Source organism: Pseudomonas sp. NFPP02, from assembly GCF_900119355.1.
GTDB lineage: Bacteria > Pseudomonadota > Gammaproteobacteria > Pseudomonadales > Pseudomonadaceae > Aquipseudomonas > Aquipseudomonas paracarnis.
Genome location: NZ_FPJI01000020.1, coordinates 20,092 through 34,008, shown reverse-complemented (window position 1 = coordinate 34,008; position 13,917 = coordinate 20,092). Strand labels below are relative to the sequence as shown.

The 13,917-nt window shown below is 60.9% G+C and carries 11 protein-coding genes; 9 read left to right on the top strand and 2 right to left on the bottom strand.

What is annotated here, in order from left to right:
- The first annotated feature begins 119 nt into the window (after nucleotides 1-119).
- From BT204_RS25545 to BT204_RS25535, 3 genes are read left to right on the top strand one after another with little or no spacing between them, the layout of a single operon-like run.
- Nucleotides 120-920, top strand: a complete 801-nt coding sequence (locus tag BT204_RS25545) for a glucose 1-dehydrogenase (RefSeq protein ID WP_072448699.1) — start codon at nucleotides 120-122, stop codon at nucleotides 918-920.
- Entirely contained in the window at nucleotides 913-2,739 is a 1,827-nt protein-coding gene (locus BT204_RS25540) for a glycoside hydrolase family 15 protein (RefSeq protein ID WP_054898225.1), read from the top strand. Before BT204_RS25545 ends, BT204_RS25540 begins: the two co-directional genes overlap by 8 nt.
- The gene (locus BT204_RS25535) at nucleotides 2,727-3,638 is read left to right on the top strand and encodes an alpha/beta fold hydrolase (RefSeq protein ID WP_072448697.1); all 912 of its coding nucleotides are present in this window, start codon (nucleotides 2,727-2,729) and stop codon (nucleotides 3,636-3,638) included. Before BT204_RS25540 ends, BT204_RS25535 begins: the two co-directional genes overlap by 13 nt.
- Here the strand turns inward: BT204_RS25535 and BT204_RS25530 are convergent.
- Nucleotides 3,624-4,592, bottom strand: coding sequence for a GlxA family transcriptional regulator (locus tag BT204_RS25530; RefSeq protein WP_072448695.1), 969 nt, complete (start codon nucleotides 4,590-4,592; stop codon nucleotides 3,624-3,626). The genes BT204_RS25535 and BT204_RS25530 overlap by 15 nt on opposite strands.
- Before the next feature lie 89 nt (nucleotides 4,593-4,681).
- Here BT204_RS25530 and inhA point away from each other — a divergent pair, with 89 nt between their 5' ends.
- On the top strand, nucleotides 4,682-5,362 hold the full coding sequence (inhA, locus tag BT204_RS25525) for an isonitrile hydratase (RefSeq protein WP_072448693.1): 681 nt from the start codon (nucleotides 4,682-4,684) through the stop codon (nucleotides 5,360-5,362).
- Nucleotides 5,363-5,770: 408 nt separating this feature from the next.
- On the opposite strand, the gene BT204_RS25520 is transcribed toward inhA, so the two are convergent.
- Nucleotides 5,771-6,400 (bottom strand): LysE family translocator, encoded by a 630-nt coding sequence (locus tag BT204_RS25520; protein WP_072448691.1) that lies wholly within the window; start codon nucleotides 6,398-6,400, stop codon nucleotides 5,771-5,773.
- Between the two features lie 168 nt (nucleotides 6,401-6,568).
- On the opposite strand from BT204_RS25520, the gene BT204_RS25515 reads away from it, so the two are divergent.
- The 5 genes from BT204_RS25515 to BT204_RS25495 all read left to right on the top strand — a co-directional run bounded on the left by BT204_RS25515 (nucleotide 6,569) and on the right by BT204_RS25495 (nucleotide 13,917).
- The gene (locus BT204_RS25515; protein ID WP_034125829.1) at nucleotides 6,569-7,084 is read left to right on the top strand and encodes a sigma-70 family RNA polymerase sigma factor; all 516 of its coding nucleotides are present in this window, start codon (nucleotides 6,569-6,571) and stop codon (nucleotides 7,082-7,084) included.
- Nucleotides 7,071-8,021, top strand: a complete 951-nt coding sequence (locus tag BT204_RS25510; protein ID WP_054922239.1) for a FecR domain-containing protein — start codon at nucleotides 7,071-7,073, stop codon at nucleotides 8,019-8,021. Before BT204_RS25515 ends, BT204_RS25510 begins: the two co-directional genes overlap by 14 nt.
- Before the next feature lie 104 nt (nucleotides 8,022-8,125).
- A complete protein-coding gene (locus BT204_RS25505) occupies nucleotides 8,126-10,615 on the top strand; it encodes a TonB-dependent siderophore receptor (RefSeq protein WP_072448690.1) in 2,490 nt (829 codons plus the stop codon).
- A 405-nt stretch (nucleotides 10,616-11,020) separates the two neighbouring features.
- Entirely contained in the window at nucleotides 11,021-12,460 is a 1,440-nt protein-coding gene (locus tag BT204_RS25500) for an undecaprenyl-phosphate glucose phosphotransferase (protein ID WP_034125832.1), read from the top strand.
- Nucleotides 12,460-13,917: a mannose-1-phosphate guanylyltransferase/mannose-6-phosphate isomerase gene (locus tag BT204_RS25495; protein WP_034125833.1), complete on the top strand. Its 1,458-nt coding sequence runs from the start codon at nucleotides 12,460-12,462 to the stop codon at nucleotides 13,915-13,917. Before BT204_RS25500 ends, BT204_RS25495 begins: the two co-directional genes overlap by 1 nt.

Here is a 13,917-nt window from a genome sequence, read left to right as displayed (position 1 = left end):
TTTCAGCATCATACGATAAAGTCGCGCTTTGCCCGAGTTGGGCGTAAGCGCCAGGGGGTGAACTTCCGCTCGCCACCGCCAGTCAGCAAGAAGGACTCTCATAAAACGGTGGGTGGGCGATGCAGATTTCCTTGCAGCAACAAGTGGCCCTGGTCACCGGGGCCAGTTCCGGCATTGGCGCGGGCGCGGCCAAAGCCCTGGCCGCAGCAGGCGCGGCGGTGGTGCTTAACTACAACTCCCAGGCGGCACCGGCTGAGGCTCTCGCCGCGCAGATCAATGCCAACGGCGGCCGAGCGCTTGCGATTGGCGGCGATGTGTCCAAGGAGGCCGATGTCGAACGCCTGTTCGCGCAAACCCTCGACGCCTTCGGCCATCTGGATATTCTGGTGGCCAACTCCGGCCTGCAAAAAGACGCCAATCTGGTCGATATGAGCCTTGAGGATTGGAACACCGTGATTGGTGTCAACCTCACCGGGCAGTTCCTGTGCGCGCGGGCCGCGGTGCGCATCTTCAATCGCCAGGGTATTCGCGAAGGTGTGTCACGGGCCGCCGGCAAAATCATCCATATGAGTTCGGTGCATCAAGTCATCCCCTGGGCCGGGCATGTGAATTACGCCGCGTCCAAGGGCGGCGTGGAGATGCTGATGCGCACCCTCGCCCAGGAAGTCAGCGAACAGCGCATCCGTATCAATGGCATTGCGCCTGGGGCGATTCGCACGGCGATCAACCGCGCAGCCACTGAAGGTGCTGCAGAAAAAGAGCTGCTCAAATTGATTCCTTATGGTCGTGTCGGTGACGTCGAAGACGTGGCCAATGCGGTGGTGTGGCTGGCCAGCGATGCCTCTGATTATGTGGTTGGCAGCACCTTGTTCATCGATGGCGGTATGAGCCTCTACCCGGAGTTCCGTGGCAATGGTTGATTTCAAGAACGAACCTCAAAGCGCCATCGATGCCCACGGGATCATCGGCGACATGCGCAGCGCGGCACTGGTGAACGACCGCGGCAGCATCGACTTCTTCTGCTGGCCGGAATTCGACAGCCCTTCGGTGTTTTGCGCACTGCTCGACACGCCCGAGGCCGGCACGTTCCAGCTTACCCCGGACCTGCCCAACGCCCGCCGCGAGCAGATCTACCTGCCCGACACCAATGTGCTGCAGACTCGCTGGCTGAGCGATGAAGCGGTGGTGGAGATCACCGACCTGCTGACCGTCAGCGAAAACGTCGATGAACTGCCCTTGCTGATCAGGCGGGTACGGGTGGTCAGTGGCAAGGCGACTATCCACCTGAGCTGCGCCGTGCGCCACGACTATGCCCGGGCCCCCACCGAGGCTAAGGCCGAGGCTGCCAGCGTGGTGTTCACCGCCAGCGGCCAGCCCGGCCTGCGCCTGATTGGCAGTCAGCCGCTGACCCTCCAAGGCAACACCGCCATCGCCACCTTTACCCTCGCCCAGGATGAAGGCGCCGAATTTGTCCTCGGTGGCCAGGAGGATGCGCGCGTCACCAACGACTGTACCGACCTCTACCTGGAGCGCACCTTGAAGTTCTGGCGTGGTTGGATCAGCCAGTCCAACTATCGCGGGCGCTGGCGCGAGATGGTCAACCGCTCGGCCCTGGCGCTGAAACTCCTGACCTCGCGCAAACACGGCGCCATCATCGCCGCGGCCACGTTCGGGCTGCCGGAAACGCCCGGCGGCGAACGCAACTGGGACTACCGCTATACCTGGATCCGCGATGCCTCGTTCACCGTCTACGCGTTCATGCGCCTGGGTTTCGTCGAGGAAGCCAACGCCTATATGCGCTGGCTCAGGGGCCGGGTCAGCGACTGCTGCGGCCAGCCGACCAAGATCAACATCCTGTACGGCATCGACGGTCGCCAGGAACTGCCGGAAACCACCCTCGACCACTTGAGCGGCCACGGCGGCGCCCAACCGGTGCGGGTGGGCAACGAAGCGTTCGACCAGGTCCAGCTGGATATCTACGGCGAACTGATGGACGCGGTTTATCTGGTCAACAAGTACGGCGAAGCCATCTCCCACCAAGGCTGGAAACACACGGTGGAAGTGGTCGACCAAGTGTGTGAGATCTGGAACCACAAAGACGTGGGCATCTGGGAAATGCGCGGTGAGCAGCACCATTTCCTGCACTCACGCCTGATGTGCTGGGTGGCCCTGGACCGTGCCATTCGCCTGGCCTCCAAACGTTCGCTGCCGGCCCCGTTCGCACGCTGGGACCAGACGCGCCAGGCGATCTACGCCGACATCTGGACTAACTTCTGGAACGAAGAGCGCGGGCATTTTGTGCAGCATATCGGCAGCACCGCCCTCGACGGCTCGATGCTGTTGATGCCGCTGGTGCGCTTTGTCGCCGCCACGGACCCGCGCTGGCTCACGACACTGGAAGCGATCCAGAAAAGCCTGGTGCGCGACGGCATGGTCTACCGCTACCGCAATGACGATAGCCAGATCGATGGGCTGCAAGGCGTCGAAGGCGCGTTTGCCGCCTGTTCGTTCTGGTACGTCGAATGCCTGGCGCGCGCCGGGCAAGTTGAAAAGGCCCATCTGGAATTCGAACAGTTGCTGCGTTACGCCAACCCGCTGGGGTTGTACGCCGAAGAGTTCGACAGCCAGGCCCGGCACCTGGGCAACACGCCCCAGGCCTTGAGCCACTTGGCATTGATCAGCGCGGCAACGTTCCTGGACCGCAAGCTCAGCGGGGAGAAGACCGTATGGCAACCGTGACCACCCCACCCGCACTGTTGTATGTGCGCACCACCTTGCTTGATGTGGCTTACGAAACCCACGGCCCTGTCGATGGCGAACCGGTGATCCTGTTGCATGGCTTCCCCTACGACCCACGGGGGTACGACGACATCGCGCCGGTGCTGGCTGAACGTGGTTATCGGGTGTTGGTCCCGTATTTACGCGGTTATGGCCCGACGCGATTTATCAACACGCAAGTGATGCGCTCTGGCCAACAGGCAGCGCTGGCCAAGGACTTGCTCGACTTCATGGATGCATTGTCGATCCCGCAAGCCACACTCGCCGGCTTTGACTGGGGTGGGCGCGCCGCCTGTATTGTCGCGGCGCTATGGCCGCAGCGGGTGCGCGGTCTGGTGACCGGCGATGGCTACAACATCCAGGCCATCAGCCAGTCGCTCAAGCCCAGGCCACCTGAGACAGAGCACCGGCTCTGGTATCAGTATTACTTTCACACCCAGCGCGGGGTCGACGGGTTGACGGCCAATCGGCGTGAACTCTGCCAATTGCTCTGGACGCTGTGGTCACCGTCTTGGGCCGAAGGGCCAAGCCGCTACGGCCTGACCGCGCCGTCGTTTGATAACCCGGATTTTGTCGAGGTGGTGATTCACTCCTATCGCCATCGCTTTATGTATGCGCCGGGTGATCCCGCGCTGGAATACATCGAGCAGGCGCTGGTGCCGCAACCGCCGATATCAGTACCGAGCATTTCGCTGTGCGGGGCCGACGATGGCGTGGGCCCGCCGTCGCTGGAGGATGATGACGTGGAGCACTTCAGCGGTTTTTATCGCCGCCAGGTGTTGCCCGGCGTGGGTCATAACGTTTTCCAGGAAGCGCCCCAGGTCACGCTTCAAGCTTTGCTGGAACTACTGGAGCGGTGAAAAACGCTCTCGATAAGCCTGGGGCGTCACCGACAAAGCCCTTAGAAAGCTGCGGCGCAAAGTCTCTTCACAGCCAAAACCACATTGCATGGCGATACGCTTGATGGAGGTTGTGCTATCTGCCAGTTGCCGGCGTGCGTTTTCGACGCGAATCAGTTCCACGGCCCGCGCCGGGGTTTGGCCAGTCTCGGTGCGATAGTGGCGTACAAAGCTGCGCTCGCTCATGCCTGCCTGGGCCGCCAGGGTGGCGATGCTCAGATCCAACGTCAGGTTTTCGGCGATCCAGGCATGCAGCTCGGCAAAACGGCTGTCGCTCTTTTGCAGGGATAACGTCACGCTGAATTGCGACTGACCGCCAGGGCGCTTGAGGAACACCACCAAGTGGCGCGCCACCTCCAGGGCAATCGCACGCCCCAGGTCATCCTCTACCAGGGCCAGGCACAGGTCGATCCCGGCGGTCACACCAGCAGACGTCCACACCGCACCTTGCTGGATGAAAATCGGATTGGCCTCCACCGTGAGCGCAGGGAACTTGCGCGCCAGTTCTTCACAGCGCGTCCAGTGCGTGGCCACGCGGCAACCATCGAGCAAGCCACTGGCGGCCAGCAGAAAAGCCCCGGTGCAAACCGAAGCCATGCGCCGGGTGTGCAAGGATTTATCGCGCACCCATTGCACCAGCGCCGGGTCCTCGGCGGCGCCGTACACGCCCCAGCCACCGGCGATCACCAGGGTGTCGCAGGGCTGGTCAATGGCGGGCAGCGGTTCGGCCAGCAGCGCCAGGCCGGCAGACGTCCTCACCGGTTCTGCCTGAGCGGCGATCACGCTCACTGCGTAGGGCAACGGTAAACCCCGTTGGCGCAGCAGGTCATTAGCCGACGCAAACACTTGCAGAGGCCCGGTGACATCAAGCACCTGAGCATTTTCAAAAGCGAGTACATGAATAATCTTGGGCATGATTGGCGCGATTAGTGGGCTCTATGGCGTACCCGCCAAAGCGTAGGCTTCTACAGTGAGGACGTCCATTCCTTTTCGGAGCTTGAACCATGACCTTGCAGATCGGTTTTCTATTGTTCCCCGGCATCCAGCAACTAGACCTTACCGGCCCCTATGATGTCCTCGGTTCGCTGCCAGACGTGAAGCTGCACCTGGTGTGGAAAGACCTCGCGCCGATCACCTCCAGCACTGGCTTGGTGTTCACGCCAACCATGACCTACGCCGACTGCCCGAACCTGGATGTGCTTTGCGTACCCGGCGGCGCCGGTGTGGGCCCATTGATGGAAGACCCGCAAACCCTGGACTTCCTCAAGGCCCAGGCCCAGACAGTGCGCTACATGACCTCGGTGTGCACCGGCTCATTGGTACTGGGCGCGGCAGGGTTGCTGCGCGATCGCAAGGCCACCACCCATTGGGCCTACCACCACCTGCTCGCCCCGCTCGGTGCCATCCCCGTACAGGAACGTGTGGTGCGTGATGGCAACCTGTTTACCGGCGGCGGGATCACCGCCGGCATCGATTTTGCCCTGACTCTGGCCGCGGAGTTGTACAGCGAAGCGGCAGCGCAACTGGTGCAACTGCAGATCGAATACGCGCCGGCCCCACCGTTTGACTCCGGCCGCCCGGAGACGGCGCCCAGGCATGTGCTGGAGGAAGCCAACAAGCGCACGGAGGAGTCACGCAAAGTGCGCGGGGAGATCGTGGCGCGGGCGGCTGCGCGGTTGGGGTGAAGTTGGATTTCTCACGTCCGGTCGCTGAATTTGCAGCGACTGAAGGTCCGTGGGAATGAACCGGTTTCAACGCTTGAACGTGAGGTAAGTCCTAGTCCGCTGTACGAAACTCCTTTTGATTCTTTCGGTGCTCAACGGCTGTCCAGTCGTAGCCAGTCTTTCGACTGACCTGGTAGTCGCGGCAAAGCTGGCCAAAGGTATCTCTTTCAGTCAAATAGGTGGCCGTTACCGCAGGAATGAATATGTGCTCGGTCTGATACCCGGTGTCGGCTGGCAGGCCGCCATCGCAGGCAAGCCAGCTCCCACAGTTGGATTGCGGGGTGTCTGGTAGATGAGCATCGGCTGTCGGGCCGTTGCGGGAGCAAGCTCCCCCGCCACAAAGAAACTTGCTTGGCTTCCCGCGTGTGTTCAGGCAGGACGTGACATCACCGCCAAGCGCACGGCCAACGCCGTCAGCACCGCTGCCAAGCCCCACTTCTGCAGCCAAGCGCTTTTGGTGCGTTTGGCGAAGAAACGACTGAGCGCCCCGCCAAACAGTCCTAACAGCACATGAAACACGCTCGCGATCAACGCCAACACACCGCCCAGCACCATCAATTGCAAGGCGATGGGCCCCGCCTCGGGCCGCACAAACTGCGGCAGGAACACCATGAAAAACAACAACGCCTTGGGGTTGAGCAAACTGTTGAGCATGGCCTGCAGAAACACTCGGCCCAACGCCACGCGGCCGACGTGAGCGGTGTCCAGGCCGGGGCGTTTCTGCAAGGTTTTGAAGGCCAGCCACACCAGGTAAATCACGCCCGCATAACGGATCAGGTCGAATGCCGGCGGCCAGCTGGCGACCAACGCCGTCACCCCCATCGCGGTCAACGCTGTCAGCAACAGGTCGGCCACGCCAATGCCCAGGGCCGAAGCAACGCCGCCGCGCCAGCCATGGGTGACGCCCTGACTGATGACAAATGCCATGTTCGGCCCCGGTGACAGCAACAACAGCAACACAGCGCCGGAAAAAACACCGAGTGTGACAAGGCTGATCATGGTTGAACCGTCCGCTGGAAAAAAAACAGATTAATCGGCGCTTGCAGGCCCTACAAAAAATTGTGCTGGATACATTGCTCACGCAGCGAACCGAGTGATTGCTGAATGCCACGACCAACGTCTAGAATGCGAAACATTATCAATTAAGCCTGCTGCGCCAGGATGACCATGTCGAGCGATCACCCACTGGACCCTGCTGCCATCGGCCAGCTATACCAAGCCCACCATTCATGGCTGCGAGGCTGGTTGAGCCGGCGCACGGGCTGCCATGAGCGCGCCGCTGACCTCGCGCAGGACACCTTCGTGCGCCTGCTCAACGCGCGTCAGCAACAGACTTTGCAGCAGCCGCGCGCGTATCTGAGCAGCATCGCGCGCAGCTTGATGATCGACCAATACCGGCGCCGCGAACTGGAACGCGCCTACCTGGAAAGCCTGGCGCACTTCCCGCAAGTAGAGGTGCCGAGCGAAGAAACAAAGCGGCTGATCCTCGACAGCCTGGAGCGTATTGACCGTTTGCTCGACCAGCTCAAGCCGAGGGTGCGCGAGGCGTTCCTGTTGGCCCAATTGGACGGCCTGACCTGCCCGCAGATCGCCTTGCGCCTGGGCGTGTCCAAGGCCACGGTGGAACGCGACCTGTCCAAGGCGCTGCACGCCTGTTACCGGTTGCGCTATGCCGACTCCTGACTCGCACCTGGTCGACCAGGCCATCCAATGGATGATCAAGCTGCGCTACAACACCGCCGACGACGCCAGCACCGCGGCCTTTGACCAGTGGCTGCACACCAGCGAGGCGCATCAACAGGCCTGGCAACGGGTCGCCACCCTGAATGACGATTTCAACCACTTGCCGGCGCATGTCAGTCGCCATGCACTCGACGGCGCACGCCAGCACATCAGCCGTCGTGAAAGCCTGAAACTGCTCGGGCTGTTTGCCGGCGCCGCAGGTTTAGCCTGGCTGGGCCGCGACTACACGCCCCTGCCCGCCTTGATGGCGGACTACCGCACCGCCACTGGCGAGCGGCGCTGGGTAACATTGGAGGATGGCAGCAAAGTCCAGCTCAACAGCGCCAGTGCCGTCGACATTACCTCCAGCGCCGAACAACGGCTGGTGAACCTGCGCCAGGGTGAAATATTGATCAATACCGGCGCCGACCACCGCCCGCTGTGGGTGCATACCCGCGACGGTTACCTGCGCGCCGTCGGCACGCGCTTGCTGGTGCGCGAAGAACCCCAAGGTACCCTGCTGGCCGTGCAACAGGGTGCGGTAGCGGTGTTTGCCGATCGCCATGACGGCGCCGCACGCCAGGTGATCAAGCCAGGCGAACAGGTGATGTTCAACCGTAGCGGCATTCGCCCTTCCCCCAATAACGGCCTGGACCCCTGGGCCTGGAGTGACGGCGTGATCAGCGCCCACAACATGCGCCTGGACGACTTCCTGGCCGAACTGGGCCGCTATCGCAATGGGTTGGTGCGTTGCAGCGAAGCCGTGGCAGGGTTGCGAGTTTCGGGCACTTACCAACTGGAGGACACCGACCAGGTGCTCAAGTTGGTCACTCAATCGCTGGCGATCGATGTGACCTACCGCAGCCGCTACTGGGTAACCGTCTCCGCTCGGGTGTGACCGGCCGAAAATAAATGAGGTGAATTCTCATTGCCATTCGACCTGTAAGGAAGGGCCGATCAACAGGCCGGTTTGTCCACTTCCTTCAGGAGCATCCCGCGGTCATGCAAGCGTTCCCCTCCAAACGTTCTCTTCTCAAACACGCGGTGCAGGCCGCCCTCCTTGGCGCCTGCCTGGGCGGCGGCGTCTTGCCGCTCGCAGTGATGGCCGACTCCGCTAGCGCTGATACCCAGGTTCGCGCATGGGCGATCGCCCCCGGCTCCCTTACCTCGGCACTGGATCAATTTGCCCGTCAGGCCGGCATCAGCTTGTCCTACGATGCCACCAGCGTTGCCGGTAAAACCAGCACAGGCCTGAGCGGCAACTTCGATCGAGAACAGGCCTTGGGCCAGTTACTGCGCGGCCAGGGCCTGCAAGCCCAGCGCCAAGGCAAGGATATGTGGCTGCTGTTGCCACAAATGGCCGACACCGGTGCCCTGAACCTGAGCGCGACCACGGTGACCGGCCAACGCCTGGGGGCCCTGACCGAAGGCACCGGTTCGTACACTACCGGCGCGGTCACCATCGGCAAAGGCCAACACAGCCTGCGGGAAACGCCACAGTCAGTGAGTGTGATGACCCGCCAATTGATGGACGATCAGAATGTCACCACCATTGACGATGTGATGGAACGTACACCAGGGATCACCACCTACGAGTCGCCCATGGGCGGCAAGTATTTCTATTCCCGTGGATTCAAGATGCTCGGCCAGTACCAGTACGACGGCGTACCGCTGGACATGGGCAAGGACTATGTGCAGGCGGACAGTTTCAGCGCCAACATGGCGATCTATGATCGCGTGGAAGTACTTAAAGGCGCAGCCGGCATGCTCAAGGGGGCCGGCACGGCCAGCGGTGCGGTGAACTTCGTGCGCAAGCGGCCACAGGCCACCCCGACCTCAAGCCTGATGCTGTCCGCCGGCACCTGGGACAACTACCGCGCCGACGTCGATACCGGTGGCCCGCTCAATGACAGCGGCACCGTGCGCGGCCGCGCGGCGTTCAGCCAACAGGATCGCGGCTCCTACATGGACATTTCCAAGCGCCAGGACCAGGCCTTCTATACCGCACTGGACGTCGACCTGAGCCCCGACACAACCCTGGGCGTGGGAGCCAGCTACGAAGACGTCGACGCCAGCCCCTGTTGGGGTGGCTTGCCGCGCTATAGCGATGGCAAGAGCGCCAGGTTAAGCCGTTCCACCTGCCTGGGCCAATCCTGGAACGACTGGCAAAGCCGACGCACGACGTTCTTCGCTGATCTCACCCATCACTTCAATGACGACTGGCAAATCAAAGTCGCCGCTGTGCACAGCCGCAACCTGCAAGACACCAAGTACGCCGCCAGCGAAGGTACCATCGCCTATGGCGCCCCAACCCCCACCGCCAACTCCTACGCAGCATTGATGGACTATGAGCACAAGGACTTCGGCCTCGACGCTTACGTCGATGGCAAGTTCCAAGCCTTTGGCCTGGAACACGAACTGATCCTTGGGGCCAACGGCAGCCGAGGCACCCAGGATGACGTATTCGCGATCCAGAACCTGCCCACGCGCCAGAGCATTTATCAGCCCGACCACCACTTCCCCGAACCAGCCAATGACACCTTCTGGCCAAACATGTACCGCGGTGGCACGGTCAAGGAAACCGCTACCCAGTATGGTACTTACGCCACCTTGCGCCTGCGCCTGGCCGAGCCCTTGATGTTCATCGTGGGCAGCCGTGTGAGCTGGTACGAAAACCGTCGGCAGTCCAACACCCTGGGTTGGGGCGAGTGGAGTGTGCAAGATGCGCGCACCAAGGAATCCGGTGAAGTCACGCCGTTTGCCGCTCTGATCTACGACCTCGACGAACACCTTTCCCTGTACGCCAGCTACGCCGATATCTTCCAGCCGCAGAGCTCTTATGCCACCGCCGACGGCGCGGCACTCAAGCCCAAGATGGGGGACAACTACGAGCTGGGTATCAAGGGCGAATGGTTCGACGGGCGTCTCAACAGTTCCGTAGCGTTGTTCCGGGCCACAGAGAAAAACGGCGCCGAAACTGACTTCCTGAGTTTCTGCCCAACTTCGTCCGATGGCTACTGCTATACCGACACTGCCAAGGTCCGCGCCCAGGGCGTCGAAGCCGAAGTCAGCGGCCAGTTGCTCGAACGTCTGCAAGTCTCGGGGGGCTACACCTACACTCAGACCAAATCGCTGAAAAACATTGATACCGCTATCGAAGGAGGCGCGTCCAACACCTATGTACCCCGCCACATGTTGCGCATGTGGGGCGATTACCAGCTGGATGGCGCGCTGTCCAAATGGAGCGTGGGTACGGGGGTCAATGCCCAGAGCGGCAACTATCGCATGCAGCAGGGCCTCAAGCTCGAACAGGCCGGCTATACGGTTTGGGATGCACGATTGGCCTACCGCGTAGATGACACCTGGACCGTCGCCCTTAACGCCAAGAACCTCTTCGACAAAAACTATTACCAAACCGTGGGCACAGCCTCATGGGGCAATTTTTATGGCGAACCGCGTAATTTCACGGTCAGTCTGAAAGGCACCTTTTAACCCGCTCAACCCTCTTGAGGGCACGCGCCTGGTGCGTTGCGCCCTCTTTTCCCACGCCTCCCCGGGACCCGTCAAAAAAGTGTTTCCTGACAAACAGGAAAATTCACACTTTTGTTCCTACACTCAAAATCACACCCCGAGACCGGGTCCTCTTGCACAAGGAATGTCAACAAAATGACACAAGAAGGAACATTTAAAGTGTCTATGATATCATCGCTGAAACAAGGTCAAATTATTGACTGAAAGAGAAAAGGAAGTCCTCCTGTAGTAGCCACTGCCCTTGCAAAATTCTTTCATTTGGAGCGATCCATCCGAAGGAAGGGATGCGTTTTACCCAGCGTAGTCCGCTGCCGTCTGGTTCAGACGACCGAATAGAACGCCTGGTGTGCAATGAGGGATGTTTGTATGCGAGAGAAGTCGTCAGTTGTCAGCTTGTTTTTGACCCGAGCAGGGTTTGTCGAGTTTTTTGTGGTTTTCGTCAAGCTGGTCCACGGTCTGACGGCCATTTTCCCACCGCTGGTCCTGGCGCTTTTCCTCGACCCCATGGACCCTGAAATGCGTTCGCACTTTCTGGGCTTGCTGCTGTTTTTTGCGGTATTGACCATCATTCTGTTCCAGGCCCTGGGCATTTATTCCGAGGAACTGTTCAGTAATCGCTTGCGCCTGCGCACCAATATCGTGGCCTGGTCGTCCGCATTCTGCATCCTGTTGTTCATGTACCAGATCCTGCAGGTATTTCCGCAATTGAACCCGCGCAACCTGGTGGTGTGGTATATCGCCAGCTTGACGATGTTCTGTGCCGAACGCCTGGTGATGCTACGCCTGTACCGCAAACTCATGCGCAAGGGCAAATACCTGCAACGCACAGTGATCCTGGGTTTCACTGACACCGCCGTGCATGTCGCCGACCACTTGCAACGCAACGGCGACATTCGCTCCGGGCTTATCGGCTTTATCGACGACCGCACCGAGCGTATTCCCAAGGAGCTGAGCAGCCTGCCGCTGTTGGGCAATACCCGCGACCTGGAAAAACTGATCCGCGCCGAACAGGTCAACCAAGTGATGATCTGCCTGCCCTGGGCTGCCGAGCAACGCATTCACGGGCTGGTCAATCGCCTGCGGCAAATGTCGGTGAACGTGATGCTGGTGCCCGACATGGCTGCCCTGCGCTACGGCCATAGCCGGATCACAGACGTGGGCGGCATCCTGATGTTCAATACCTCGCAGTTGCCGCTGCGCGGTTGGTCGCCGTTTATCAAGCGTTGCGAAGACCTGCTCCTGGCGAGCATCACCCTGGTGCTGGTGTCACCGGTGATGCTGGTCACGGCCATTGCGATCAAGCTCGACTCCAAGGGCCCGGTGCTGTTTCGCCAGAACCGCTACGGCTATAACGACAACGAAATTCGCGTGTTCAAGTTCCGCTCGATGTACACCGACCAGAGCGACTTTACCGCTGAACGCCAGACCACTCGAGAAGACCCGCGCATTACCCGGGTTGGCCGCATCATCCGCAAGACCAGCATCGATGAGCTGCCGCAGTTGTTCAACGTGCTGCAGGGCAACATGTCGATGGTCGGCCCGCGCCCTCATGCCACCGCCACCAAAGCCGCCGGTATTCCGTTCGAAGTGGCTGTGAGCGAATACAGCTCGCGCCACCGGGTCAAGCCCGGCATCACCGGTTGGGCGCAGATCAACGGCTACCGGGGTGAAACCGACACCCTGTTCAAAATCCAGAAACGCGTCGAATACGACCTGGAGTACATCTCCAAATGGTCCGTCTGGTTCGATTTGTACATCGTTTTCATGACGGTCCCAGCCGTCCTTTCCACCAAGGAAGTCTATTGATGAATACACTCAACGGATTAATCCCCTGCATTATTTCCGGTGGGTCAGGCACGCGGCTGTGGCCGGTGTCCCGGCAGAACATGCCCAAGCCATTCATGCGTATGCGTGACGGCCAGAGCCTGCTGCAGAAAACCTTTCAACGTGCCGCACGCCTGCCCGGCGTGGAAAGTGTGCTGACCGTCACTAATCGCGACTTGCTGTTTCGCACCCTGGATGACTACCGCGGAGTCAACCAGGCCAGGCTGCCTCTGGACCTGTTGCTGGAGCCGTTCGGTCGCAATACCGCAGCGGCCATTGCGGTGGCGGCACTGCACGTGCAGGAGCATTTCGGTGGCGACGCCCAGTTGTTGGTGATGCCAGCCGACCATCTGGTGCTGAATGAAACCGCGTTCGCCGACGCCGTGACCCAGGCACGCGAGTTGGCCGAAGCCGGCTACCTGGTGACCTTCGGGATTCAACCCGATCACCCGGAAACAGGCTTCGGCTATATCGAAAAAGGTGACGCCCTGAGCCTGGGTAACCGGGTCAAGCGTTTCGTCGAAAAACCCGACCTGGCCACGGCCCAAGCCTACCTCGACGGCGGCAAGCACTTGTGGAATGCCGGCATGTTCTGCTTCAAGGCCGGTACTCTGGTGGACGAGCTGGCGACCCATGCTCCCGACGTACTGGGGGCCGCTCGTGCAGCCCTCGAGCAGAGCCAGCACCTGCAAAACAGCACCTCGCGCCAGCGTGAACTGGGCAGCGAGGCCTTCGGCACCGCGCCAGACCTTTCCATCGACGTGGCGTTGATGGAGAAGTCCACGCAAGTGGCCGTGGTGCCGTGCGACATCGGCTGGAGCGACATCGGTTCCTGGGAAGCCCTGCGCCAGCTCACGCCCAGCGATGCCCAGGGCAACCAGGTCAATGGCGAAGCCATCTTGCATGACGTGCACAACTGCTATATCGACTCGCCCAAACGCGTACTCGGTGCCGTCGGCGTGCGAGACCTGATCATCGTCGATACCCCCGATGCCCTGCTGATCGCCGACGCCAACCGCAGCCAGGACGTGCGCTACATCGTCGCCGAACTCAAGCGCCAGAACCATCCGGCGTTCAGCCTGCACCGCACCGTCACACGGCCGTGGGGAACCTACACCGTGCTGGAGGAAAGCAGCCGGTTCAAGATCAAGCGCATCGTGGTCAAGCCCCAGGCATCGCTGTCGCTGCAAATGCATCACCACCGCAGCGAACACTGGGTAGTGGTCAGCGGTGCCGCGCAGATCACCAATGGCGAGCGCGAATTTTTGATCAACGCCAACGAATCGACCTACATCCCGGCTGGGCACAAGCACCGCTTGACCAACCCCGGCATCATCGACCTGGTGATGATCGAAGTGCAGAGCGGTGAATACCTGGGCGAGGACGACATCGTACGCTTCGATGACATCTATGGGCGCGCGCCCGCAGAGAAGAAATGA